This is a genomic window from Stenotrophomonas sp. (assembly GCF_032066555.1).
In the GTDB taxonomy this organism is placed as follows: Bacteria; Pseudomonadota; Gammaproteobacteria; order Xanthomonadales; family Xanthomonadaceae; genus Stenotrophomonas.
Genome location: NZ_DAMBKV010000010.1, coordinates 63,803 through 85,943, shown reverse-complemented (window position 1 = coordinate 85,943; position 22,141 = coordinate 63,803). Strand labels below are relative to the sequence as shown.

The 22,141-nt window shown below is 58.2% G+C and carries 32 protein-coding genes; all 32 read right to left on the bottom strand.

Annotated elements, in window-relative coordinates; genetic code table 11:
• Positions 1-2: 2 nt before the first annotated feature.
• The 32 genes from RT131_RS12950 to RT131_RS12795 all read right to left on the bottom strand — a co-directional run bounded on the left by RT131_RS12950 (position 3) and on the right by RT131_RS12795 (position 21,753).
• Entirely contained in the window at positions 3-353 is a 351-nt protein-coding gene (locus tag RT131_RS12950) for a hypothetical protein (RefSeq protein WP_313173219.1), read from the bottom strand.
• Positions 354-739: 386 nt separating this feature from the next.
• Positions 740-1,120, bottom strand: coding sequence for a VOC family protein (locus RT131_RS12945; RefSeq protein WP_313173218.1), 381 nt, complete (start codon positions 1,118-1,120; stop codon positions 740-742).
• Positions 1,121-1,473: 353 nt separating this feature from the next.
• A complete protein-coding gene (locus RT131_RS12940) occupies positions 1,474-2,181 on the bottom strand; it encodes a hypothetical protein (protein ID WP_313173217.1) in 708 nt (235 codons plus the stop codon).
• Positions 2,135-2,539: a hypothetical protein gene (locus RT131_RS12935; protein WP_313173216.1), complete on the bottom strand. Its 405-nt coding sequence runs from the start codon at positions 2,537-2,539 to the stop codon at positions 2,135-2,137. Before RT131_RS12935 ends, RT131_RS12940 begins: the two co-directional genes overlap by 47 nt.
• 40 nt (positions 2,540-2,579) lie before the next feature.
• Positions 2,580-3,053, bottom strand: a complete 474-nt coding sequence (locus RT131_RS12930) for a hypothetical protein (protein ID WP_313173215.1) — start codon at positions 3,051-3,053, stop codon at positions 2,580-2,582.
• Positions 3,050-3,373 carry a hypothetical protein gene (locus RT131_RS12925; RefSeq protein ID WP_313173214.1) on the bottom strand — a complete coding sequence of 108 codons (324 nt, stop codon included), beginning with the start codon at positions 3,371-3,373 and terminating at the stop codon, positions 3,050-3,052. The genes RT131_RS12930 and RT131_RS12925 overlap by 4 nt, the downstream gene beginning before the upstream one ends.
• 64 nt (positions 3,374-3,437) lie before the next feature.
• Complete coding sequence (locus RT131_RS12920) at positions 3,438-3,869, bottom strand: T6SS immunity protein Tdi1 domain-containing protein (protein ID WP_313173213.1); 432 nt, start codon at positions 3,867-3,869, stop codon at positions 3,438-3,440.
• Between the two features lie 445 nt (positions 3,870-4,314).
• Entirely contained in the window at positions 4,315-4,827 is a 513-nt protein-coding gene (locus RT131_RS12915; RefSeq protein WP_313173212.1) for a hypothetical protein, read from the bottom strand.
• Positions 4,828-4,890: 63 nt separating this feature from the next.
• Positions 4,891-5,535 carry a demethoxyubiquinone hydroxylase family protein gene (locus RT131_RS12910; protein WP_313173211.1) on the bottom strand — a complete coding sequence of 215 codons (645 nt, stop codon included), beginning with the start codon at positions 5,533-5,535 and terminating at the stop codon, positions 4,891-4,893.
• A gap of 102 nt (positions 5,536-5,637) precedes the next feature.
• Positions 5,638-6,126 carry a hypothetical protein gene (locus RT131_RS12905; protein ID WP_313173210.1) on the bottom strand — a complete coding sequence of 163 codons (489 nt, stop codon included), beginning with the start codon at positions 6,124-6,126 and terminating at the stop codon, positions 5,638-5,640.
• A gap of 67 nt (positions 6,127-6,193) precedes the next feature.
• The gene (locus tag RT131_RS12900; RefSeq protein WP_313173209.1) at positions 6,194-6,766 is read right to left on the bottom strand and encodes a hypothetical protein; all 573 of its coding nucleotides are present in this window, start codon (positions 6,764-6,766) and stop codon (positions 6,194-6,196) included.
• Positions 6,767-6,838: 72 nt separating this feature from the next.
• Positions 6,839-7,240, bottom strand: a complete 402-nt coding sequence (locus RT131_RS12895) for a GFA family protein (protein WP_313173208.1) — start codon at positions 7,238-7,240, stop codon at positions 6,839-6,841.
• 85 nt (positions 7,241-7,325) lie between these two features.
• Entirely contained in the window at positions 7,326-7,586 is a 261-nt protein-coding gene (locus RT131_RS12890) for a hypothetical protein (protein WP_313173207.1), read from the bottom strand.
• A gap of 345 nt (positions 7,587-7,931) precedes the next feature.
• Entirely contained in the window at positions 7,932-8,126 is a 195-nt protein-coding gene (locus RT131_RS12885) for a hypothetical protein (RefSeq protein ID WP_313173206.1), read from the bottom strand.
• A gap of 512 nt (positions 8,127-8,638) precedes the next feature.
• Positions 8,639-9,178 (bottom strand): hypothetical protein, encoded by a 540-nt coding sequence (locus tag RT131_RS12880; protein WP_313173205.1) that lies wholly within the window; start codon positions 9,176-9,178, stop codon positions 8,639-8,641.
• A gap of 300 nt (positions 9,179-9,478) precedes the next feature.
• Positions 9,479-9,748 carry a hypothetical protein gene (locus tag RT131_RS12875; RefSeq protein WP_313173204.1) on the bottom strand — a complete coding sequence of 90 codons (270 nt, stop codon included), beginning with the start codon at positions 9,746-9,748 and terminating at the stop codon, positions 9,479-9,481.
• Between the two features lie 56 nt (positions 9,749-9,804).
• Positions 9,805-10,182 carry a hypothetical protein gene (locus tag RT131_RS12870; RefSeq protein ID WP_313173203.1) on the bottom strand — a complete coding sequence of 126 codons (378 nt, stop codon included), beginning with the start codon at positions 10,180-10,182 and terminating at the stop codon, positions 9,805-9,807.
• A gap of 897 nt (positions 10,183-11,079) precedes the next feature.
• Positions 11,080-11,511: a hypothetical protein gene (locus tag RT131_RS12865; protein ID WP_313173202.1), complete on the bottom strand. Its 432-nt coding sequence runs from the start codon at positions 11,509-11,511 to the stop codon at positions 11,080-11,082.
• A gap of 165 nt (positions 11,512-11,676) precedes the next feature.
• Entirely contained in the window at positions 11,677-12,009 is a 333-nt protein-coding gene (locus RT131_RS12860; RefSeq protein WP_313173201.1) for a hypothetical protein, read from the bottom strand.
• Positions 12,010-12,140: 131 nt separating this feature from the next.
• On the bottom strand, positions 12,141-12,410 hold the full coding sequence (locus RT131_RS12855) for a hypothetical protein (protein WP_313173200.1): 270 nt from the start codon (positions 12,408-12,410) through the stop codon (positions 12,141-12,143).
• A 75-nt stretch (positions 12,411-12,485) separates the two neighbouring features.
• Positions 12,486-12,938 carry a hypothetical protein gene (locus tag RT131_RS12850; RefSeq protein WP_313173199.1) on the bottom strand — a complete coding sequence of 151 codons (453 nt, stop codon included), beginning with the start codon at positions 12,936-12,938 and terminating at the stop codon, positions 12,486-12,488.
• 318 nt (positions 12,939-13,256) lie between these two features.
• Positions 13,257-13,574, bottom strand: a complete 318-nt coding sequence (locus tag RT131_RS12845; RefSeq protein WP_313173198.1) for a hypothetical protein — start codon at positions 13,572-13,574, stop codon at positions 13,257-13,259.
• 206 nt (positions 13,575-13,780) lie between these two features.
• Positions 13,781-14,053 carry a CPCC family cysteine-rich protein gene (locus RT131_RS12840; protein WP_313173197.1) on the bottom strand — a complete coding sequence of 91 codons (273 nt, stop codon included), beginning with the start codon at positions 14,051-14,053 and terminating at the stop codon, positions 13,781-13,783.
• A 63-nt stretch (positions 14,054-14,116) separates the two neighbouring features.
• The gene (locus RT131_RS12835) at positions 14,117-14,584 is read right to left on the bottom strand and encodes a hypothetical protein (RefSeq protein ID WP_313173196.1); all 468 of its coding nucleotides are present in this window, start codon (positions 14,582-14,584) and stop codon (positions 14,117-14,119) included.
• A 117-nt stretch (positions 14,585-14,701) separates the two neighbouring features.
• Positions 14,702-15,031: a hypothetical protein gene (locus RT131_RS12830; protein ID WP_313173195.1), complete on the bottom strand. Its 330-nt coding sequence runs from the start codon at positions 15,029-15,031 to the stop codon at positions 14,702-14,704.
• A 62-nt stretch (positions 15,032-15,093) separates the two neighbouring features.
• Positions 15,094-15,507, bottom strand: a complete 414-nt coding sequence (locus tag RT131_RS12825) for a hypothetical protein (RefSeq protein WP_313173194.1) — start codon at positions 15,505-15,507, stop codon at positions 15,094-15,096.
• 1,123 nt (positions 15,508-16,630) lie between these two features.
• Positions 16,631-17,086: a hypothetical protein gene (locus tag RT131_RS12820; RefSeq protein WP_313173193.1), complete on the bottom strand. Its 456-nt coding sequence runs from the start codon at positions 17,084-17,086 to the stop codon at positions 16,631-16,633.
• Between the two features lie 1,003 nt (positions 17,087-18,089).
• The gene (locus RT131_RS12815) at positions 18,090-18,413 is read right to left on the bottom strand and encodes a hypothetical protein (RefSeq protein ID WP_313173192.1); all 324 of its coding nucleotides are present in this window, start codon (positions 18,411-18,413) and stop codon (positions 18,090-18,092) included.
• Between the two features lie 751 nt (positions 18,414-19,164).
• Complete coding sequence (locus tag RT131_RS12810; protein WP_313173191.1) at positions 19,165-19,578, bottom strand: hypothetical protein; 414 nt, start codon at positions 19,576-19,578, stop codon at positions 19,165-19,167.
• 419 nt (positions 19,579-19,997) lie between these two features.
• Complete coding sequence (locus tag RT131_RS12805; protein ID WP_313173190.1) at positions 19,998-20,378, bottom strand: hypothetical protein; 381 nt, start codon at positions 20,376-20,378, stop codon at positions 19,998-20,000.
• Positions 20,379-20,801: 423 nt separating this feature from the next.
• The gene (locus tag RT131_RS12800) at positions 20,802-21,212 is read right to left on the bottom strand and encodes a hypothetical protein (protein WP_313173189.1); all 411 of its coding nucleotides are present in this window, start codon (positions 21,210-21,212) and stop codon (positions 20,802-20,804) included.
• Between the two features lie 121 nt (positions 21,213-21,333).
• Entirely contained in the window at positions 21,334-21,753 is a 420-nt protein-coding gene (locus RT131_RS12795; RefSeq protein WP_313173188.1) for a DUF4279 domain-containing protein, read from the bottom strand.
• Positions 21,754-22,141 lie beyond the last annotated feature (388 nt).

Genomic DNA, 22,141 nt, shown 5'->3' with positions numbered 1-22,141 from the left:
GGTTACCAGATCTCTATGGTGGTGGCGAAGCCGGCTGGATCATGTGCATGGATTGCGATTTCGGCGGGAACAAAGCTCCTTCCGCGATAGATGGGCCTGGCCGAGTAACGGTTGAGCTTTCCGAGGCGCATCATCGGCAACACGGTAGTGGTGTCTATCCTGTGTTTCTGGTCCGCAACCCATAGCGGCACAAACACCAGATTGTCGGCATCGCAGCTGCCGCCGAGCTCTTCGGGAATCAGCTGCAGCAACGTCAGTTCATATCGTCGTACTGCCGCTTCGCACTTCTGTCGCGTATCGAGATGGCAAAAGTCAGCGCACCCGGTTTTTCGGGAGCGGTGCCCGTCATGCATGGAACTCTCCTGTGGTCTGCCAGATTGAAGCGACTACCTGATGCAGCGCAGCGAGCAGACGTTGCGTTGCCGGCTATCGCTTGCCGACGCGAACACGTCGCCGAGCGCGCCGCTGTTTTGGAGGCGAGAGAATACGAGAGTTTCGGTGGATCACCTTGTTACAACTGGGCATGAGGTGGCGCCGGTGCGGCATGTAAGCGTGCTGCGATTGCTCGCCGCTGCGATGCCGGGCATAACAGGTGTTCCAGCGTACACCAGCACTGGATGCCGTCCAGTGACGATGCAGGACGGTTGCGCAAAAAGCTGACGTCCCGAATGGGGCGGATCGCAAGTTGCACGTCGCGATCCGCTGGCGAGTCAGGTGTGGAAGGGGTGTTGCGTGAATCCTACTGACCCGCGGGCGGCTCCCACAGCTCGACCTTGTTGCCTTCCGGGTCCATTACCCAGCCGAACTTGCCCTGCTCGGAGTGCTGCGGCTCACCCACGACGTCACAGCCTTCCGCGCGCAGGGCGAGCAGAAGGGCGTCCAGATCGTCGACCCGGAAGTTGATCATGAAAGACGCGCTGGATGGCGCCATGTAGTGGGTATCGGCTGCAAACGGACTCCAGAGCGTGGCACCTGCCGGGCTATCGGCACCGCCCCATTGAAAGACCGCGCCGCCCCAATCGCTTACCTCCAGGCCGAGGTGCTGGCGGTACCAGGCGGAAAGCGCCTTGGGATCGCTCGACTTGAAGAAGATGCCACCAATGCCGGTTACGCGCTTCATGCTGAGTCTCCTGGATCGATGGATGTGCGGTCATGGACCGGCTTGGGTGGGAGGGTGCTGGGCTGCGCAGATTGGCAGCATGGGTGCCCCTGTCCTTCCACGAGGCGACCCATGCAATTGCTTCGATACAGATTGCAACGCCGCCAAGTACCAGGCTGCTCATCGTCGACGAAGCGATGTAAAGGCAGAGTGCAGTTCCAAACAACACGAAGGAAAGGATATGCGGGCTTCTCATGAGTGCGATTGCGGGAACATGGAAGGGTCGATCGAGGCGCGCGTATCGTGACCGCATGATGATCGCCGCGGCCCACGCCGCCGGCCGCGCAGAGGGAGAGCGGCCTGCGGCGCAGGGCTCATAAGCCCGCGCTCTGCGAGGAAACCAGATGATCATGACTTTGCTTGAACTCCGGGACGCTGAGGAGTTGCGACAACACCTCCATCAACGCCTGGTTTGACTGCGCGTAGCTCAGTAGTGGGCCCAGCGCATAGTAGTGCGCTTCCTCGCGCAGTGCCGGCAGGTGCGCGGCAAGCCCGGCAACTATCTGCTCAGCTTGCATGCCGTCAGCAGCCAGGCGGCACAGGATCTCGATTGCATTCCCTTGTGTCCAGTCGTACTCGCCGTATGCAACGCGTTGCAGGAGGGGAATGGCGTCGCCGCCGAAGTTGTAGAAGATTTCGAAGATGGCCAACTGCCGGGCCATCATCCAGCCGCCAAGTCCTTGGAACTGCATGGCGTACTCGGCAGGAGGGGAGTGCTCCGCATGGAACAGCGTCGCAAGATGCTCGATTCTCGTCGGCCCAAGTTCGTTGGCTGCGATACATGCGCGGTCGCGGAATGCATCCGGGTCGGCAACTGCCGCGGCCACCCAGTTGACGCGGTCATTGGCCGAATCGCATTGCAAGCCAGCGAGCACTGGTTGCGGTTCTGGCGCTGGTCGCTGCAAGTCAGCGCGGTGGGATATCAATCGACGCAGGAGCCGAGCGGCACGGGAAACAAGTGACGGGCCTGAATGTTTATGCATACCGCACACCAAAGCTTGGTGGCTGCGTGCAAAGAACATTGACGCACTCATAGTCACCGCTGACGAAGTATTCAAATACTTCGCCATAGAAACCTGTTGGGACGTACGAGCCGGATATCTCCCCTTCCTCGCGCCATCCACCTGATTGCACCAGGGCAACCAGCGCCCCATCCAGTTCCTCATATTTCTCGATATTGGCGCGCCAGAACATCGAGAAATCCCGTTCATCAAGAATCTTCACCCCAATCACCCCCGCGAAGGAAATCTCTATTTGATGCCGGGAGGGGTGTGATACGAGGAAGATCGTGCAGGTCTTCATGTCGTGTACGACACGGGTGATGGAAGTCGACTCGGTAGTACAGACCGAGTCGGGTAGGTCCAGCAGGCGCACTTTCATGGCTGAAGACCCGGATCGGTTTTCCGATGCATCTGCATGTTCACTTCCAAACCTCATCTGTCAGTCTTCTGAGCTCAGCGACCGCGTTGCCAAATTCTTCCCTGCTGAACACCGCAGTCTGGCTTGGTGCTGTCCATGCCACGGAGGTGACGATGCCGTTGATAACATCAAGCGCGCGGCCGGTCCTCACCCAGCGGATGTTCTGACCATCAGCCATCTGCTCAACCACCGCCACGGTGCAGCTCATGTCCATGTCGTCAGGACAGACCAGCATGGGGACTATCGTCGAAGAATGATCTTCTCGTGGGCTCAGTAGCTTCCATGCATGCTCGCCGTCGCCCTCGTCCAGCAACCACCCTTGTGCCGGAACGAGACTGTCTGTGCTGTCCACGCCACCGGCGTCACAGACGACTCCCTTGATCCATTCGTGCAACGGGGTTTCATCAACGAATAGTACGGGATGCGGTGCGCGTGCATGGCGTGACCTGTGCATGCGGGCGGATAGCTTGTTCATGGCATCTGCTGGGCAGCGCTCTGCCCGGAGTGAGGTGTGAAGGGTTGTTCGCATGCTTGTGCTCGGCGCCATCTTTTGGCCAAGGCGAAAGCCCTATGCCGTGTGCTCTGCAGGTAGTGTTTTCTCCCGGCCACCCATTCAAGGGAGCGTGCAATCTCATCATCGATCAACACCCCTTGGTCGAGCCAGCCCAGCGCTTCCACCACCCAGCCCTGGCTGGGCCACGTCAACGCGGCCATGACCACATCTTTCGGCGAAACCGCGGCTTCCAGTTCGCAGAAGGGCCTGATCAGCTTCGACACCAACTCGCTTTGATTCATGTCATGCACCTGGTCGTGCGCCGAGCCTACCCCTGTTCCCGGTTGGCTCCGAATGCGTTGAAGGCTAGTCAGCAGCAGTGATCTTGAGGCGGGTGCCATCTTCCAAGCCCGAGATTTCCCGCGCGAGATGGCCGGAGGCGGCAATGAGCTCAGCCAGCGACATCATGGCGAGATTGTCACCACCGTACTCGCCGCCAAGCACACCGGGAATCTTGAGGCAGTACTTGTAGTCGGGTGGCAACGCGCCAAGGCGTTCCCGTGCCTCGTCAACCAGGCCCTGCATCTGCCAGTCTTCAACGAACTCAGCATCGCGCGACAGTTGATCGAGTGCTTCGCGGGTTTCGGCGACAGCCTCGCAGTACAGGTCCTCGGGGCAAAGGCGCCAGTAGCATCCGTTCCGGTCCTTGATCATCAGGTTGCCGAAGTCATTCTCCCCGACGATCTGCTCAGCATCCAGCCCGGTCCAGCACCACGACTGTTGGACGATAGCGATCACTTCCTGAGTTCCTTCTGTTGAAGCTGGGCGGGGGGGGCAGCGGGTTCGACCCGAATGCACTGTCGGCTGACTATCGTTGGTGCCTACCAACGCTGCCAGATTATCTCCTGATCCAAGGCCGACAGCGCATATCTGGCTCCTTCGCGAACATGCTGGTCGGGATGATCCTGCTCTGCGGATATCACAGGGATGATTGAGCGATCACCCGGCTCGCCGAGAAGCTCCAGAAATTTTCCGCGGCCAAACGGGTCCTGCGTGCTATGTAGCAACACCAGCAAGCGCAGGACTGGCATCGCAGGATTGGGTCGCATTCCTTGATATGCGTTCTCGAACCGCATCGGATCGATGGCGAGAATCTGTTCCAGCCATGTGTCCAGTTGTAGCTATAGCGGTTCCACGGAATCCGGCGGGACAAACGCGAACAGCGCCTCCCGCCAGGCTGTAACTACTTGCTGCCCAGCAAGCGGGATAGGCGCACCGCCTCATCGTGCAAGTGCGCGGACGTCTCGTGTGTCCAGCTGTCATCGCACCAATCACAGCAGCTATAGAGATCCCCCAGCCACCCTCGGCCATCGGCGACCAGCCGTTGTGGCCGTGGGACGCTGGCCATTTCCACGTTGAACAGGATATCGAGCCGGTCAACCAATCTGCACAATGCCTGGACGGATATGTCCCTGGCAGTGAAGGCGTTCAGTGATCGGCGTAGAACCTCCGCAGCAACAGGTTCCGCCTCGACGGATGCCGGCCGGAAGCCATTGAGGTCTGCGGCCATCGTCAGCAGGAGACCCTCGACCAGTTCCGGTGCGGGAAGTGGATACAGTTCCCAGATGAGAGGATGGAGCTCATCCGTAGCCAGTACGACAGCGTCCGCCCAGCGTGCCAGCTCATCGGGATTGCCGACTCCGCACCAGAACGCCATGGCGAGGCAGTTCAGTTCTTCGCGGATCTCATCCATCATGCGGTCGGCACCCAACGTGGCGTGTCGTCGTAAGGGCGTGTCGCCGAAACGCAGCGGCCCCGCTCACAATCGCATGCCCGCCCATATGACGGCTTCGGTCGACACAGACACTATCGGGGTGAGCAACCTGGGCCAGAAGGCGCCAGGCCCGATGTGGTCAAGTGATTGGTCATGGTGCTGCTGCTCCTCCGCGACAATGGACGAAATGACCGCGATGGCGGACGGGTCCCGGCCCTCAAGCACGGACAGCTGTTGCTCCAGGTGCCTGAGCACCACCGCTTCAACGGCTGCGGTGGTGGCGGCTATGGCAGCAGTACCCAGCAGGCCGGTTACCACGCCCAGCGCAAAACCTCCCGCGCCGCAGAGCCAATAACTGCGGCAGCGGCCGACGCCGCGTCGCTGGAGTTCGGCAGCGAAGATCGCCCGGTGTCCTTGCTCGTGGGAGCGGAACTCCGCCAGCTGCGCAAGCATCGCCGGCGCGGTAAGCCGGGCCATCAAGATCTGGCCGGCGTAGATGTTCACCGCGCCATGTTCACCGGCGTGATTGACCTTGATGATCCGATTGCCGACTTCCTTGCCTGGACCTTGCACGAATACCCCTGGATGACCATCAACCTGCGGGCCGGATCGACCCATCAGCCGCCCCCGCCATGCTGGATGACGGTTGCTGGGCATGTTCACGCATGCGCGGCACGGCGTCCAGCCCATGGACCCTGTGTCAGTTCGACGCAATCGCGCCTCGGCAATCCGCAAGCAACGACACGACTGTCCGGCGACCACCTCGCCCGCAATGATCGACAGGTTTGCGTACTACCACACCAATAGCCTTCCGCCTGGCCAACGTCCCTGCCACCCGCAGGGGAAATGCCCCGCCCGGTACACTTGCAGCAGCTGCAGGAAGAAATCTGGACGCCCCTTGCAGCTCCGGTACTCATGTTCCATCACCGCAGCAATGACGTCCCAGCTTGCTGCGTCCAGCAGGCTCTTGCCGAGTCCCATCCTGTCAGCGAAAGCGCGCCATGAGGTCTCGCACAACCGCGAAACAACGCACTCCTTGGCGGAAACAGCGATTCCATTCCAGCGCTGATACGCGTCGCGATGGTGCCTGTGCAGGAACTCCGTCAATCGATTCCTTGCATCAATCGTCGCATCCTCCCAGGCCTGGCTGCTGCACAGATCCATCGCCTGTGGCCAGCCTGATACCTGTTCTGCGTCGAATGGCAGGGGCGCGATGAGGGGTTGCCCGCAGTCATTGAACCAGGGGATTTTCTCCAGTTCTGCTGCAAATGACTCGCCCATTGTTTTCCACCTGGTCGTAGCATCGGTTTCGCCGCATCCAGGCGCCGATCCCGGTTCAAGCATCCGGTCAGGGGCGCAACAACGATGCAACCGCGTCCCAGTACCAGGATCGCTCGTCGATGGTTGCCGCGGCCAGCGGCGTTGGGTGCAGAACGACAACCGTGTCGATCCCCTTGTCCCGAAGGATCTCCTGCGTTCGCTGTAGCAGACGACGATTGCCGGTCAACCATTGCCGTCGCCCAGGTGCGAGCATGGCAATTGCGTCCGGTATCGAGCAGGACAGCTTTTGCCGGAGGTTGATCAGCGCCGCTTTGTCCGTCCTGTCAAAGGTCGGTTCGATCACATAGTGCGCGCCAGCCGCGGTCGAAAGATCGTATTTGTCCTGTAGGTACTCCATCCAGGATTGCGCGCTGCCAACCGTCTCGACGTCGCCGGACGCCACGCTGACCAGGTGCGCGGATACACCTACATAACAACGATCGAGCATCCCGTGGACGACATAGTCCTCGCTGTTGCAGCACACCACCCAGTAATCCCCGCGTGGGGAAAGATCACAGGACTGGATGGCGAACCGTTCCCCTGGCGCGCTGTCCTCGCAGCGACGTAGAACCGTGGATCTTGCATCTTCGGCGGAAATCATCGATCACTGTAGTGCGTTGGAGGTGGGTTGAGCCGTGCCGCAGCATCGGACCGGCAGATTACAAGGTGAGCCTTACATCGGGAAGCCATCGAAGCTCGGGGTCTCGGCTAGCTTCCGCTCCCATCCGGCCTTGCTGGCGACGAAGATATGCGCGCTCGGCGCGATATCAACGTCCGTCGTCAAGGCACCTGCAGGAACAACGAGCAGGCCGTCCAGCGTATAGGGAAGGGCAGATCCGCAGGCGGCGCAGAAAGATCGGGTATGCCTTGTTCCGGGTAGTGTGTAGGTGGTCCGCTGTCCCTCCCCGGAACGCCAAACCAGTGTTGCCGATGACGAGAACAGGTTGGCGGTGTGCGCAGCGCCGGAGTCCTTCTGGCAATGCGTGCAGTGGCATAGATAGAAGCTCTCGAACGCACCTTCAACTTCAAACTGGTTGGCTCCGCATAGACACGCACCCATGTGTTGATCGCGCATTGGAGGATTCCCCTGAATCGCCTTTGCAGTCGGCGGCACCTGAAGTCACCGTTGCAGGCGTCCGCGAAAGACATGGCGAGGATGGTCACGGCACCATGGAAAGGCCCATGGTGGAAGGTAGCTCGGCAACAAAGGTACTGGAGTGCAACGCACCAGCCGCGCGCAGGCGAATGGCCTCGGACTGGCAGGTGGTGATGAATGCAGCTTTCTCTGGAAGCGTAGCGGCCTGCAGGGCTGCGGCCATCTCTTCCAATGCAGCAATGGCTGCATCAGGGTCGACCAGGGCTTCACTCGATTGCTCGAGGAAGCATGCCGCGCCAATGATTGCGTAACAAAGATTGTTCATCAGATTTTCTGGGGGTGGGCGGGTTGGCATCCAGAATTGTGAGCTCGCTGGTCAGACGTACCGGCATCGTGTCCTAGCTGGCAGGCGCTGTCTCGATTCTGGGCCAGATGGAGGTTGCGACCTGGCAGCAGTGTCACCGTACCCTGTGCCTGCCGTCCAGATCGTTGGGTGATCTCTTTCATGGACGGGATATCCAAGTGACGCTATTCCGCAGGCCGGTGCGGCTGGAATGAATGCTCAGGGCGCAGCCTGGAACCAATGGGCGTGGACAAGCTCAAGAAACTCCTGATCCATTGGCAATCCGGAGGCAGAGCCGATAACTGTGTTGCCGGTACCGCAGGCTGGTCAGCACGCGGTCTGGCCGCCGTCCATCCAACGAATGATTGCGTCAGGGGCGAAGCCGGCGAAGCAGAAGAAGCATGCACATCGAATACTGTTTGAGATCTCTGTGCGGTTCTCTGTTGCATGGCGCCAAGCCTGGTATTGGTCGAAACCAAACCGGGTTGCCAGATGGTGCTCGATACGCTGGGGGTAGGTCATGCGGCTATCCTGAATCACGCCAGCTGGCTTATCAATCCTGGGTTGGCCGACGTCCTGCATGGCTGACGGGTTCGTTGGAAGACGGGCCCATCGCAACTGACCAATCATGGCCTGTGAATGCAGCCCGCCGAACTATCACCTTCCACCCCACTCGGAAAACTCTACACGCTTGGAATCTTCGTGATCACCGAAAGTAATCCATGAGACAAGCGGACGAGCCTCAGCGATAGCGAAGGTTTCTGGTTCGGTCGCTTCTTTGCACCACTTGATGGGATCGACGTGCAAGCCAACAGGGCCCAGCACCTCTCCATTCTTCCGGGAGCCCCGCATAGATGCCCAATGTCCGTAGAACCGTGCGGCAGAATGGGCATCCCAGCAGCTTGCACCTCTGCAAGGTCGGAGTCCGAAAGTGGCTTTGATCTGCGAAGCGAGACGCCGGCAGCCGGCGAGAAACGCATCGCCGTTTCGGTGCCCCGACGCGTCGGGTTGAACCGAGAGACGCGGTCACCAAGCTAGTTGGGGCCGATCGAATCGCCGCGTGGCGATACCTGGACAAACATCAGTTCTACGGCGCTGGCAGCCGCCACATCAAGTTCATGCCATTTGCTGTTTGGTAATACGCCAAACCACCATCCATCGCTGTCGATGGATGAGCGAAACATGCGGTAGTGGGCTTTGGTGGAGATCAGATCGTTCACAGCGGCGACAACGTCCGGGAACTGATCGCTCTGCTCGATGCTATACCGGATACGCGCTGAGCGGCCGAGTACGGATATCTGTCCTTCGTCCCCGTCTTCGCCAAGATCATGGTGGAGGTCCAGGTCCAGGCGACCGAGTTGAACGGCCATGTCCTCGACGGCTTCCTGCAGCCATCCCCGCCAGTCCACCGCGAATATGAAGGGGCTTTCAGACAGTACGGACTCAAGGTCACTCGCTTCGAATCCATCATCCGTTCGCCATCGCTGGTACTTGCGTGAGTCTGGGCCAATGTCGAAGGTCTCCAGCACGATATGGGCGATATCAAGGGGGAGCTTGCGTACTTCTGCGGTCATGAGTGTTTTTCACCTGATGTGTGCGGCAAGTCAGCCAACTGGCTTTGGACGGGCCAGCAGGGTGTTGCTGCAATGAGGACGTCGCGTTTGAACCGGTGCCTGCGTGGTGTGCTACTGCGATCACTGTGGATGAGGAACGCGGCCTCGGCCAGGCCCTTGCGCAACATAGCGGGCGGTCGATTCATCGAACACGGTGTCATGAACCCCGCTTGCAAGGCCGTCGTTAAAAGGCGGGCGCTATTCGAGCGTTGCCCAAGGGAATAGACGCCTGAGGTGCGTCCGGCCACGTTGCGTGAGCAGCTAGCTCCCATTGGTGTGGAGCCTGCGCAAAAGACGCTCAAACAGCAAGCAGCCGCAAACCGGAAGCGACACCAAGAGTAGAAGTGGAGCCCAGAAAAGCGAAATGCCAAGCACGCCCTGGATGTTGTGACCATATGCAATGCATGGCTCGATGGATTTGCCGAGGTCCTGGCATCCAAAGTAATCGAATGCCCATGCGCCGGTCCGCCAAACAACAAAGCTGGCTAGTGGCGGAAGCGCGAGCATCAGATTGCCAAACACCTGCTTCATTGCTCTGACACCTGAATAAAGTCGCGTTGCGAGGTGATGTTGGCCTGTACCAACCGTCAGCTTTCGTGCCTGTGCGCCGGGGCTTGCATCAGGAATACTCTGCACATGCGCACAAATCCGAACGAGAAGATCGTCGAGAATATCGCGTACACGATAGGGCTAACCAGAAGCGCTTGCGGACCAAACGTCATCTCCAGGCTGCCGCCCATCGATTGCTCGAAGATCCACCAGGTGAACAGTAACAAGATACTTGACAGCACACCAAAGCGGCCGGGCAATCTTGCTTTGGCCGCAACCAGCGAAGCAGCTATCACGACGCATATGAACGCAATGGCGGTGATTCCGAAGCCGATCATGCCCGCCGTGTTCAGGAACTCGATCTGCTCTGGTGTCGGCGGTCTTGTATCAACGATCTGCACAGGGCGATGGGACATGATGGTTGACGCCTGGTTTGTGCCGTGCCGTGAAGCGGCGTTGGCTTGGGTGAATTCTCAGTCCGCGGAACACGCGACACCCCGCAGCCGCAGCGCCTTGCACAGGGCATCGAGCCTGCCGTCGGAATCGTCATCTGCAATGAAATAGCGGCCATTGCGGAGGGCAGCCATCCCCGACGCGAATGCGAACACAGGTGAATCATGGTTCCGCACTGATCCTTCAAGATAGTAGTTGTAGGGACCGTCGGATCTCTTGTTTGAATGGACACACTCCAGGCGGCTTAACCACTTGCCAAATGCCGAGTTCACCCTGTGCAGCTCCGGAAACCGTTGTCGGAGTGGTGTCGGCAGAAAGTGCACCTCCCCAACGGTCCACAGCTGACCACGCCTAATCCGGGGGAGAAAGACGGTGACAACCGGGGACGCCAATGGGTCAATGGATCCGTCCGCGCGATAGGAAGTCGGCCCATAGTCAGGGAAAGACAGGATCGCACCCCGCTCAGAGGGAGTCTCCACAGGGGCTCGCCCTAGTGCGCGGAACCACCCCAGCACTTCGGAGGGTTCGTTGGGATCCGCTATGAATCTGTGGGTACTGCCCATCTGGCCTCCGTGATCCAACGTCTGAGTCGAGCCGAGCCGCGAAACGGCTTCTACGTGGAAGGACTGTCAGGCATCTGGCCGGTTGGCCACCTGGAAGCGCTTGAAGATATATCCGGCACCAATCCAGTAGCCGTGATGCGTCGCCTGTGTAGTGAGTTGTGCTGTTACGCGAAGCTGTGTCTGCTTTGGTCGTGCAACCGTAACCAGGCCAGAAAGCTCATCAACCGGCGTCGGCAACGCATCCAGAATTGCCGTGCTTCAGCATCCAGTGTAGGGGTTACCCATCCTGAAAAGCCGTCAGCCCGGGCTGGACAAGCGTCCGCCACGCCGCGCCCCCGCCTGCAGTCCCAGACTGAGCGTGACCACAAAGCCGGCAAACAGGTATGCCGGCAAGCCCATGAGGATCAGGGGAGCAACGCCGATCAGCGGATGGAGGCGGGATAGGGCAGAGAGGAACGCCCCAGCCAAACCCCAAGCGACGAAATAGATCACGCCGGTCCAGGAAAGGAACAGCAGTACACGCGCGCCCCAGCTGCGACCACGTCCGGTAGCGATGCCTGCAGCAATTCCCGCGACGCCTGTTAGAAAGACAAAGCTGGCATGAACCCACTGGATTGGCTTTGACCCAGAACCCGCCTTCAGCAGTATCGCCAGCATGACCAGGGCTGTGAGCAGCCAAAGCCAGCCAACGAGGCGGGTGCCGAGGCCGAGTTCGCGCTTGTTTGTCATCGTGGTAGATGTCCTTGATCAGGCTGCCGGTCGAGGCAGCAACGTGTTGAAAGAGCTCTCTATAGAGGACATGCGCAACAACAGGCGGCGTTGCTGGTGATGCCAACGATGTTGCGTGCACTTGGACATGCCTGAGACATCTTGGATGCAGGTCCCGACGAACGGTTACGCGGAAGTCCTGATGACGTAAGCGGCCGCCCCCAGCGCTGCAACCGCACCGAGAAGAATCACGAATCCGAAACGGAGACGAGCAGGAATTGGCCCTTTACCGTACGTCCGCTCAACGGCTTTCCTATCCAGGATCCAGCCGTGATTGCAGCGGGTGCAGGCAAGCTGGTAGCGCTTGGCGTAGACAAAGCCAAAAAGCAGATCAAACTCGCCGAACCTGTATCTGAGTTGCGTCTGGAAGTCTGTTGTCTGGTCACAGCCCGGACAATACTTCTTCTCTGGAGAGCCCAGTGGGACGATTCGCTCCCCTTGTCCAATCATGAACATCATGACGACCTTCCTTAGCCGCTTGGTTTGCAGATCAGTCGATGGCGACGTCGACTGTGTGTAGTGAATTGATGGGCGCGAGCATAGTCCTGAATCACTCAGGGTTGCATAGCGGCGTAAACCAGAGCATACCGTTATGCCTGATCGCGTACAGCCTGAGTGAGCCTTGCCTCAAAGTTGCTTGCCAGCATCTGATCTACTGCGGCCAGAGCCCGCGTGGCTTGCTGCGGATCAAACCTGCCGCCTTCCAGGACCGTGGCGGCTTGGTTGTGCAGCGCATATGACAGATGGGCAGCGGCTTTGACCGCCGGATCCTGGCTGTCTCCAGAGCCAAGATGATGGGCGAGTAGAAGCCGGATCTCATGGACAGCGAATGCGAGCACTTGTTCCTGCGTGATGGCCATTCAAGTACCGTTCCTTGGGGGCATGATGTCCGGGGCGATCCGCAGTCACGAAGCGTTGGCCGGGTTGGACGACTCTCAAACTGCGCCGAGCCTCCCAATCGCGTCCATGACGAAGCTTGCCTCCGCAGAGGTGGTCCACGTCACCTGCGGCGGTTCGAGGGAAAGCACATCCACGATATCACTGCCGGAAATGATGCAGTAGTGGTGCGGGGTATCAGCGAAGGTGATCGCCTGCACGGAGTTTGCTGCCCAGAGTGAATTCTCAACCTTCAGAAATGGAAACGTCCACGACGTTCCTGGCGACTTCGGGAGCAATCGATCTCCAGACTCACCAGGCCACGGATGCGCAAATTCCTCATGGATGCTGACGGCTTCAAACCGCTCGAAGCGAAGCACCAGCAGCTTGCCGTCTCCAAAGTCGCCATCGCAGATGAGGGTCATTGCACCGGCCAAATGCTGAACGACAAATACGCCTGCCAGAAAGACCGGAACGTGTTCGATCGGGAACCACGGTGTGAAGTTCTGCATGGCCTTGTTCGCGCGGTCCGGGGGGAGGGCAGAGTTGGGGTGAGCCACGAAACGGACGTAGCTTGAGTGCATGATCAGGTGACGCGCTCATCTTGCCTGCGGGTCGCGGGAAGTCAAAGGCCAGGATCAGGTCGCGCCATGAAGCACGGTCGGCTTGACGGAATCGTTGGCTGCAAATCGTATCCCCACGCGCAAGCCATCCGTCACTTCCTCGAGTTCACGCGGGTCATGGACAATACGCAAGGCCCCAATGTTGGATTCCGCACGTACGACGCAGAGCCTCATGCCATCTACGCGTGTGATAAGAACGCCTGCATCCTAGGTGACCGACTCCATATCACCTATCTCGCGGGCTTCCAGGACATCGATGCTCGCAATCGAGGCCGCTGCACCGAGATGGAATTCCAGATGGTCTCTGCAGTAGCTGGTCTCGTTCGCTTGCGGATTCGATTTGTACGTGATGCCCCGCGGTGCTTCGGACAATCGTGCGCTGAGACAATGGTAGTTCAACCATTCCTTTGGCGTATCTCCCCAGGCGCTTTGAAGGATGAGGAAATTTCTCAGGCCAAGCTGTACTGATACAGACATGACTTCGATGGCGGAGCTGCCGAACGTGATGTCGGCGCTGTCACTCAATAGCGTCTGGATCCTGAAGCCAAGCAGGGACCTCAGTGCGTTGCTGGACGTACGATCCAGACGGCGGATGATCTCATCCGTGGGGCGTACTCCGCGGCCGATTTTCTCGGCGCAGTGGCTGCGACTGGAGCGGCCGGCGCGGCTGGGATCCTAAGCCAGTGGGCGTGAACTCTCCACTCGTGGAGCAGGTCCGACTTGAATGGCTGTCAACGCTGGATGAGGCGCGCCACATGATGATATGCCCTACGTGCAGATACAGAAGCAACCTTGTTTGTGAAACTGGCAGCGCAAGCGCCGAACGCGATGAAGTTCTCGCGCCCTTCGTGAAGTGAGAGTCCGTGATTTGCGCACGAAGATGCATCAGGGTCTGAAACGCCAAAGGCATCCTGCTCCCAGAAGCAGACCGGGCAAATCTCGTAGTCGTGGCCGCCCGGGATGCTGAAGTAATCACAGCAATCGCACTGAACAAGAACTTCCATCAGGGTGAACTCCGGCTCCGGAACTGCACCGCGCCGCATGGCGGCGTCGGCTTGAATAGTCTTTCAGGGGGCAACTGCATCGGGGTATGAATGCTTTGAGCTGTTGAGATCATCAGCAAGCTTCCCGATCCTGGAGAGCAGTTTGCCGACATCTTCTTCTGGATCCGCATGGAAGTAGTCGATGGTGAACCGAAGCGTTGTACCAAACTGATCTCCGATGGGCGGAAGAGCGAGGCTCCTGATCTGCATCGGCTCGCCACCACGCGCCGCGTCGCGTACCCACCACGAGATGAACTCAAGTGCATTGAGGCCTTTGCTGTCTCGGGTGATACCGAAATTTGCCGATACAACAAGCTCGCTGGCCAATCCGCCTTTGGTACGGCTTAGCGAGCCGAGGGGAAGGTCCCCGTAGGGAGGAAGGCTGAAATCACTTTCCGGAATGTCACTAAGATCCGCCTTGCCTATTCTCGCATCGGTAATTCCGGGAATGGACTCTATGGCGTCTTGCAGCTTTTTTACTTCAGGCGGCATGTCAGCTCCAAAAAAGGAAGCGAAAGAAAACAATGACCAATAGTGTAGAGCGAACCATCTACCGCCTGTAACACCGTAATCGGGCCGCCGCGAAGCGGAGTCGACTTGGATTGGCCGTCAGGTTGCGGCCGAAGTAGCTGAGCGATCAATCACTTCGAAGTCGGGGCCGAGTTGAACGCGCAGCATCTCCAGGAATCGCTGCGCCGCGACATTGAATCGGTCCCGCTCCGCCGCCTCCCATGGCGATGGGTCAGGCGGATAGGTCCAGTCAATGCCTGTGTCATACCAACTGCACAGGTGGTGGGCGAAACGCCATGTATTCTCCGGCAAAGGGAGAAGGTGCGCTTCGACACAGCACCCCCACTTATCCTTGGTGGCGTCATTTCCCGACCAGAGGCAGGCGCCACTACCGGGGTCGAAGAAAAATTCGAGGAGATAGATGGGCATGTTGAGTGGCTTGGCTCCGGAGTTGGGCTGGGCCGCGAAGAGATGTCGGCCTCAGTGAAATGCTAGGCATCTTTCACTGGCCTTGCGATGCAGTCAGGCCATCCGAGTAGCCTGAGCTCATTTGAGACAGCGGATGGGAAGTGATCTATATGGCTGATGGAACGCATGCGCATGGGAAGTTGCGACAAAAGTCGATAGTGACTGGTTGGATTGTGATGACGATGAAGAAATAGCGCTATCGCAGCCAAATACTCCGGATTTCTAGCGCCGGAAACAAAAAAGAACCGTCCTGCATTCTCGGTCTGCCCATCCATGGCGAGTGCACGGCCCAGGAGCTCCAGATGCCCGGTGTCGTACGCCGCACCAAAACAACTCCTCGCGAGATGGGACAAAGCTGTTGCAGCGTCTCCATTGGCCAGCGCCGACTCAGCCGCCGCAATCTTCCATTTCTTGGGCCGACCACTGCGAATCTTCATACGTGTCCAAATCTGGAATCAAGTCGGCCCGCGCAGCGGATTTGGCTCGAATTAACTGTTAGGCGCGTCTTGTTGGATCTGGCGCAGCCATGTATCAACCCTGGGAAGAATGGAATCCAGATCGGGCAGAAAGCCATCCCCGTCGAGCCAGGCCGCAATGTCCAGATCCATCGCCAAGTCCTCCAGCTCCCGAATGAGAGGGTACGGCATCAGTTCCAATGTGCGACCGTTGTTCCGAATGGCTCGAGCGAGGCATTGCGCGGTGCTCTGCCGAGCTCTCACCGACGCAAGTACGGACTCAATTCTGGTGATCAGTGAATTGTTCGACACGACGCTTGGCTCTGGAAACAACCCGCGCCGCGAAGCGGCGTCGGCTTGGGTTAACGATCAGGTCCCGGCGGGATAGTACTTGCGCATGAAGTCCTGCAGTAACCCATCCGTAACCTCTCTGTTGCCCGAACAGTACGCAGAAAACATGGACAAATAATCCCGCATCTTCTGTGGGTCATCCCGCAAATCGTACACCGAGCTTACGCGGCCGTGCCGTGATACGGCAGTGGCCCAATCGCCGCGGTTGAGGCTAAAGAATATCCAGCAGTGCTCTGCTTCCAGGTGATCGTCTGAGAGCTGATTGCAATTGTTGGATGCAAGCGCCCTCGCAGCAGCGAAAGTAATCTCAGGTTCGCAGGAGTCTTTCATGCAGGGCTTTACTCTGGAATTGAGCCGCGCCGCGAAGCGAGTTCGGCTTGAATGAACTGTTAGGCCGCGTACTGCTACTCGATGCGACGAATTGCATACGGAGTGTCATGGCCGGGAAAGAACTGCATACGACGGTACGAGGCCCCATATGTAGCTAGACCTTTGCATGTCCTTGCATTCCATCGTTCTATCCTGAGCCCATTGTTTCCGGCGAGTGAAAGAGTGAATTCGATCGGTACTACTTTGCAAGCTTGACCAACCTCGGCCTGAATCATGCCCAAGGGCTCTGGATCGAACCTCGCGGCAGTCAGGGCGGGGCTATATAAGAGTGGTAAGAAAGCAAGAGTCGTGTGCATTGATATCGTTGGCGACCTAACTCCGGAATCAAGCCGACCCGCGCAGCGGGGTCGGCTTGAATGAACTGTTAGGGCTCATACGGCGCCAGTAATGAGTCCCAGAAAGTTGGAACCGGTGAGCCAAGGATGTTGGATAAGCCGACTTTAAGAGCAAGCTGTTCCTCCGCCGTAAGTGGGTTCTCCTCCAGCCCAACGGGATGCTCTCTGCGCCTTGTGTAAGGACGAACGAACTTGAGGGCGGCCAAGAATTGATGCCAGGAATCCGCGACTGGGGTGGTCTCCCAGTAGCCCATGCCATGCATGGCGGTATACACCGGCAATGATGCCTGGGACTGATCAATGAAGATCGGGTCGCCACATGCGGTTTCTCTGGCTAAGACGAGCCAACTCTGATTCCAGTCAGGCCCTTCGTACCCGTTCTGTTCTTCGGTTAGCGCGGCAAGTGAGAAGAACCCTATGCCACCTATGCCAAAAGAAAGGTCAGGTTGGGGGAGAAGATTCTTGGCTAACGACGATGTGTCCATGAGCTCTAACGCCTGAGTTAAGCCGACCCGCGAAGCGGGTTCGGCTTGAATGAACGGTTAGGCATGATTGATCAGATGCCATGCTGAGAATGGATGGAAAGATCCGACTCTACCCACCTGTTTTCCTTCCTCTCTAGGGTCGCCATTCGATTTCATCGATAGCTCCAAAGCGAAAAGTATCGTTCCCACCTTGGGCGACTCTCGAGCCATCAGGCGCCAGACCGTAAAGACGAAACCTGCCAGAAACCCGAGCTTGGACAGGTGTATGAATGGAGTTCGACTGATGAGCAAACCTCGCTAGAGCAAGCGCGTCCGGACCTTTCAAATTGACTGTGCCGTAAGGTTCTCCTCCATCGAATGCTTCACGAGTGAGAAACAAGTAGGCATCACCTCCATCGGATGAAGCCACGACGATGCCGGCAACTTGTATCAATTGGCCGTCATATACATCGGGATTGGAGAGTAGCTGCGTAGATGTTGTAGCGCAGTAATGCTTGTCGGCCCGGTTGCCCACAAACACACAAGCGCCAGGTGGCGCCCACCCATGATCGAGGGGAATGCCCGCCTGGCTCCCGCAGGCGGTGAGTGCAAGACTCAGGACAACGGCGATCGGAAGGACTCTTGTCATGCCTAACTCTGGAACTAAGCCGCGCCGCGAAGCGGCGTAGGCTTGAATGAACTGTTAGGCGCGAAAGCCATGCTGCTTGTGAACTCAAAGTCCCCAGATTGCATCTCGAAGCGCCTCCCATAAATCCTTAAGTTTCTTTCGGCTTCCCATGAAGAAAAGGACTCGTACTAGTTGTATCAGCGCGGCGACTAGAAGAACAAGGAATCCAATCAGCCCAATTGCATCCCTAAATAAGATTCCTGCGATGGCGAGTGCTACAAGTGCTGCCAGAACGGCTAGGTCGGACTTCCGCATTTCTCTCTGCGTAGCAGTGGTCATCGCGCCTAACTCCGGAATTAAGCCGACCCGCGGAGCGGGTTCGGCTTGAATGAACTGTTAGGCCTCACCAGCAGCTCGTTGCTCTCGTAGCTTCTTGACGTACAGCTCATGTGCTTTGGCAGAGCGGAATTTAAAAAAGAAGTAGGTAGCAATGGTAGATACAAGAATGACGGGGGCGAGATTGCGGCCAAAAGCGTAACCAACCTGATACGACGAAAGATCGGAATGCCATGCCATGTAGATGTTCCAAGCAGTAAAGGCTGCTGCCAGTGCGAGAAAAATGGCGGCACCATTTATAGTAAGCCGGCCGCGCATGGCGTTGATAGCCTTGGCGATACCCATGCAAATGAGAAGGACGATTGCGAATCCAATGATTTCCATGAACTCTCCTTATGAGGCCTAACTCTGGAATTAAGCCGCGCCGCGCAGCGGCGTCGGCTTGAATGAACTGTTAGGCGGCGGTGGCCACTTACCGCTCCCCGGGCCAATGCTGCCTTGCTTGTACAACCCAACGTGAGCCGATCATGCCACAGCTTGCAGGGTGGAGCCTGCCTGGGAAACCTTGCCGCGCGTAGCCGCCGAAGTGCGATGAAATGATTGCGGTGGGGCAGTGAAGCGTATGGCGAAATGGCGAGCTTGCCGATACCAAGAACAGTTGGTGCTGCTACCCGGAGCCGACCGGTGACTTGCCGATGTTGCGGCCGAAGGAAGAGGGGCCAGCTAACCCAACCCACTGCCGCCTAACTCCGGAATTAAGCCGCGCCGCATAGCGGCGTCGGCTTGAATGAACTGTTAGGCGGCTGTGGCCCTTACCGCTCCCCGGGCCAATGCTGCCTTGCTTGTGCAACCCAATGCGAACCGATGATGCCACAGCTCGCGGGGTGGAGCTTGCCTGGGGAACTTTGCCGCGCGTAGCCGCCGAAGTGCGATGAAATGATTGCGGTGGGGCAGTGAAGCGTATGGCGAAATGGCGAGCTTGCCGATACCAAGAACAGTTGGTGCTGCTACCCGGAGCCGACCGGTGACTTGCCGATGTTGCGGCCGAAGGAAGAGGGGCCAGCTAACCCAACCCACTGCTGCCTAACTCCGGAATTAAGCCGACCCGCGAAGCGGGTTCGGCTTGAATGAACTGTTAGGTGCCAGCCCGGTAAGGCGGCCACTCACTGCAGTCTCGAACATCCTCAAGTGCACCAGGCCACAGCCCCATGTGGCCGTGGTGCCTTGCCGTGAAGTGTGCTGTGACCCAAGCGTAGCCAGTGTCGAATTCTTGGCCGTCGACGCGTTTGCAGTCTTTGGCGTTGAGCCAGAGTCCGTTTGAGTAGAGGCTCTGCTCATAGTCTTCCTTGTGCAGGTATATGGCATTCCCCTCGAACTCGAGGCGTACAAATCCGCGTGCGCTGATTAGTTTGCCCTCGTACTTTTCGGGATTTGCGAGGAGCTGGACGATGGAAACGGTCTCAGCTTTTTCTGGGCCTTCGGCAGAAGCCGAGAGCGATCCGAATAATAGAGCGAGGGTTGCGATAACTAGGTAGTGGATGGATCTCACGGCGCCTAACTCTGAGATTAAGCCGACTCGCGAAGCGAGTTCGGCTTGAATGAACTGTTAGGCGGCTGTGGCCAGTTACCGACTCTGGGCCAATGCTGCCCTGCTTGTGCAACTCAACGCTAGCCGATCATGCCACAGCTTGCAGGGTGGAGCTTGCCTGGGAAACCCTGCCGCGCGTAGCCGCCGAAGTGCGATGAAATGGTTGCGGTGGGGCGGTGAAGCGTAAGGCGAAGTGGCGGGCTTGCCGCTGCCAGGCACAGTTGGGACTGTTACCCGGAGCCGACCAGTGACTTGCCGATGTTGCTGCCGAAAGAAGAGGGGCCAGCCAACCCAACCCACTGCCGCCTAACACCTGAATTAAGCCGAGCCGCGAAGCGGCTTCGGCTTGAATGAACTGTTAGGCGCCAAGCCGATTGCCCTCATGGCGTTAACGGGAAAATAATTTCACCGTCATCTGAGCTTACGTCAAAGAATCCAACGCGATGCTTGATGGCGAGCTCTCGCATCTTGTTATATGCCTGTTCTGCAACTGACCAAGCAAATGCTGAATAGATAACGGTCTTTCCGACGGAGTGATCCGTGACCTCAGATGCATCTGAGTCCACTGCGTGAGGGCCGCTCATAGGCGGGAAGAACTGAATCATCTCTCGGAACCAAGCTTGCAGCGAAGGTGTGCTCACCACTGGATCGTTGTAGCTGTGATCCTCTGACCACTCCGTCTGCTTGTCGTACCAGGCCACAAAAGATTCACGATCTTTTGGGGCTGCATCTGGGTCAAAGACCATCAGGTCGTAGCTCATTACCCCTCCTAGCGCCTAACTCTGGAATTAAGCCGCGCCGCGTAGCGGCGTCGGCTTGAATGAACTGTTAGGCGGCTGTGGCCACTTACCGATCCTGGGCCAATGCTGCCTTGCTTGTACAACCGAATGTGAGCCGATCATGCCACAGGCTGGGGGATGGAGCTTGCCCGGGAATCCTTGTCGAGCGCTGCCGCCGAAGTGCGATGGAATGATTGCGCCGGGGCAGTGAAGCGTAAGGCGAAGTGGCGAGCTTGCCGCTGCCAGGAGCAGTTGGAACTGTTACCCGGAGCCGACCGGTGACTTGCCGATGTTGCTGCCGACAGAAGAAGGGCCAGCCAACCCAACGCATCGCCGCCTAACGCCTGAGTTAAGCCGACCGGCGAAGCCGGTTCGGCTTGAATGAATTGTTAGCAGTCAGCTGTTCTACGACTCATTGTGAACCTCGAGGTAGAAGAACGTGCTAGCCCGCCACCAGTAGGCCTGATAAGTAGGCCCGTACTCGTAAGGGTTCCCTGACAATGAGCAGATACGATCCGCAGATTGCGTACTGAGGCTGCGTAGCGCCTGCTCAAGAGTGGTGTTCGTGTCATTGGCTTCTGCAATGTCAGAGATCGCATGATCAACAAGTGCTTGAAGCTCAATACGATTCATGGGGCTAGAAGCAGTCGCCGCAATCCACTCCTGCCATGTCTTACAGCTTCCGATTCTTCGCGACGCAACAAAAAGCAGCAAGGCCAAATCTGTTGTTGGCTGAGAGGGTGCCAACTCCACCAGGCGCACGTGGCTGGCAAGCCAGGTCGAAGCATAGATGTCGATGTAGAGGTCGGGGAACAACTTGACATCATGGCCTAGCGCTTCCCGCACTTGGCTAGGCCAACTTCGATCTGTCATGACTGCTAACTCTGGAATTAAGCCGCGCCGCGCAGCGGCGTCGGCTTGAATGAATTGTTAGCGCTCAACCCGTGCACTCGCGACTGTCCGAATACAGGTAGTAAGTGTCGAGATCTAGTCGCAAGCCGTAGAAGGCGAGCCGGGAAACGATAGTCGTTGAAACGCAGAGTCCCGCACCAATATCATTGAAGTTGCCAACTAGTTGCATGGTGCCGCCTAAGCGATGGCTGACGGCGGCAAAGGCGCTTGAGTTGGCGTCCATTTGAAGAAGAACGTCCTCCAGGTGTTCCTCCAAAGCTGCGGTACGCTCGACCCTGGAATAAAGCGACCATTTACCCGTCCGCCGTTCCCGGTGCCGAGAGTCTCGGTCTCCCTTGCGCCAAGCGCGTGTCGGAGTGGTGCCAAGCTCAGCAGACACAACCGAAGGGTCAAGGTCGTCGTCGTACACCGCGAAGTAGGCATAGCAGTTGTTGGGATCTGTCATTGAGCGCTAACGCCTGAGTTAAGCCGACCCGCGAAGCGGGTTCGGCTTGAATGAATTGTTAGGCGGCTGTGGCCACTTGCCGCTCCCCGGGCCAATGCTGCCTTGCTTGTGCAACCCAACGTGAGCCGATCATGCCACAGCTTGCGGGGCGGAGCCTGCCTGGGAAACCCTGCCGCGCGTAGCCGCCGAAGTGCGATGAAATAATTGCGGTGGGGCAGTGAAGCGTAAGGCGAAATGATGAGCTTGCCGATGCCGAGAACAGTTGGTGCTGCTCCCCGAAGCCGACCGGTGACTTGCCGATGTTGCTGCCGAAACGAGAAGGGCCAGCCAACCCAACACACCGCCGCCTAACGCTCTGAGTTAAGCCGCTGCCACCAAGTGGCAGTCG

What these genes read in the sequence shown, in the direction of transcription:
- RT131_RS12950 (WP_313173219.1), bottom strand. Translation starts at nt 353, where the DNA reads ATGCATGACGGGCACCGCTCCCGAAAAACCGGGTGCGCTGACTTTTGC.
- RT131_RS12945 (WP_313173218.1), bottom strand. Translation starts at nt 1,120, where the DNA reads ATGAAGCGCGTAACCGGCATTGGTGGCATCTTCTTCAAGTCGAGCGAT.
- RT131_RS12940 (WP_313173217.1), bottom strand. Translation starts at nt 2,181, where the DNA reads ATGTTCTTTGCACGCAGCCACCAAGCTTTGGTGTGCGGTATGCATAAA.
- RT131_RS12935 (WP_313173216.1), bottom strand. Translation starts at nt 2,539, where the DNA reads ATGAAAGTGCGCCTGCTGGACCTACCCGACTCGGTCTGTACTACCGAG.
- RT131_RS12930 (WP_313173215.1), bottom strand. Translation starts at nt 3,053, where the DNA reads ATGAACAAGCTATCCGCCCGCATGCACAGGTCACGCCATGCACGCGCA.
- RT131_RS12925 (WP_313173214.1), bottom strand. Translation starts at nt 3,373, where the DNA reads ATGAATCAAAGCGAGTTGGTGTCGAAGCTGATCAGGCCCTTCTGCGAA.
- RT131_RS12915 (WP_313173212.1), bottom strand. Translation starts at nt 4,827, where the DNA reads ATGATGGATGAGATCCGCGAAGAACTGAACTGCCTCGCCATGGCGTTC.
- RT131_RS12910 (WP_313173211.1), bottom strand. Translation starts at nt 5,535, where the DNA reads ATGGGCTGGACGCCGTGCCGCGCATGCGTGAACATGCCCAGCAACCGT.
- RT131_RS12905 (WP_313173210.1), bottom strand. Translation starts at nt 6,126, where the DNA reads ATGGGCGAGTCATTTGCAGCAGAACTGGAGAAAATCCCCTGGTTCAAT.
- RT131_RS12900 (WP_313173209.1), bottom strand. Translation starts at nt 6,766, where the DNA reads ATGATTTCCGCCGAAGATGCAAGATCCACGGTTCTACGTCGCTGCGAG.
- RT131_RS12895 (WP_313173208.1), bottom strand. Translation starts at nt 7,240, where the DNA reads ATGCGCGATCAACACATGGGTGCGTGTCTATGCGGAGCCAACCAGTTT.
- RT131_RS12890 (WP_313173207.1), bottom strand. Translation starts at nt 7,586, where the DNA reads ATGAACAATCTTTGTTACGCAATCATTGGCGCGGCATGCTTCCTCGAG.
- RT131_RS12885 (WP_313173206.1), bottom strand. Translation starts at nt 8,126, where the DNA reads ATGACCTACCCCCAGCGTATCGAGCACCATCTGGCAACCCGGTTTGGT.
- RT131_RS12880 (WP_313173205.1), bottom strand. Translation starts at nt 9,178, where the DNA reads ATGACCGCAGAAGTACGCAAGCTCCCCCTTGATATCGCCCATATCGTG.
- RT131_RS12875 (WP_313173204.1), bottom strand. Translation starts at nt 9,748, where the DNA reads ATGAAGCAGGTGTTTGGCAATCTGATGCTCGCGCTTCCGCCACTAGCC.
- RT131_RS12870 (WP_313173203.1), bottom strand. Translation starts at nt 10,182, where the DNA reads ATGTCCCATCGCCCTGTGCAGATCGTTGATACAAGACCGCCGACACCA.
- RT131_RS12865 (WP_313173202.1), bottom strand. Translation starts at nt 11,511, where the DNA reads ATGACAAACAAGCGCGAACTCGGCCTCGGCACCCGCCTCGTTGGCTGG.
- RT131_RS12860 (WP_313173201.1), bottom strand. Translation starts at nt 12,009, where the DNA reads ATGATGTTCATGATTGGACAAGGGGAGCGAATCGTCCCACTGGGCTCT.
- RT131_RS12855 (WP_313173200.1), bottom strand. Translation starts at nt 12,410, where the DNA reads ATGGCCATCACGCAGGAACAAGTGCTCGCATTCGCTGTCCATGAGATC.
- RT131_RS12850 (WP_313173199.1), bottom strand. Translation starts at nt 12,938, where the DNA reads ATGCAGAACTTCACACCGTGGTTCCCGATCGAACACGTTCCGGTCTTT.
- RT131_RS12840 (WP_313173197.1), bottom strand. Translation starts at nt 14,053, where the DNA reads ATGGAAGTTCTTGTTCAGTGCGATTGCTGTGATTACTTCAGCATCCCG.
- RT131_RS12835 (WP_313173196.1), bottom strand. Translation starts at nt 14,584, where the DNA reads ATGCCGCCTGAAGTAAAAAAGCTGCAAGACGCCATAGAGTCCATTCCC.
- RT131_RS12830 (WP_313173195.1), bottom strand. Translation starts at nt 15,031, where the DNA reads ATGCCCATCTATCTCCTCGAATTTTTCTTCGACCCCGGTAGTGGCGCC.
- RT131_RS12825 (WP_313173194.1), bottom strand. Translation starts at nt 15,507, where the DNA reads ATGAAGATTCGCAGTGGTCGGCCCAAGAAATGGAAGATTGCGGCGGCT.
- RT131_RS12820 (WP_313173193.1), bottom strand. Translation starts at nt 17,086, where the DNA reads ATGGACACATCGTCGTTAGCCAAGAATCTTCTCCCCCAACCTGACCTT.
- RT131_RS12815 (WP_313173192.1), bottom strand. Translation starts at nt 18,413, where the DNA reads ATGGAAATCATTGGATTCGCAATCGTCCTTCTCATTTGCATGGGTATC.
- RT131_RS12805 (WP_313173190.1), bottom strand. Translation starts at nt 20,378, where the DNA reads ATGAGCTACGACCTGATGGTCTTTGACCCAGATGCAGCCCCAAAAGAT.
- RT131_RS12795 (WP_313173188.1), bottom strand. Translation starts at nt 21,753, where the DNA reads ATGACAGATCCCAACAACTGCTATGCCTACTTCGCGGTGTACGACGAC.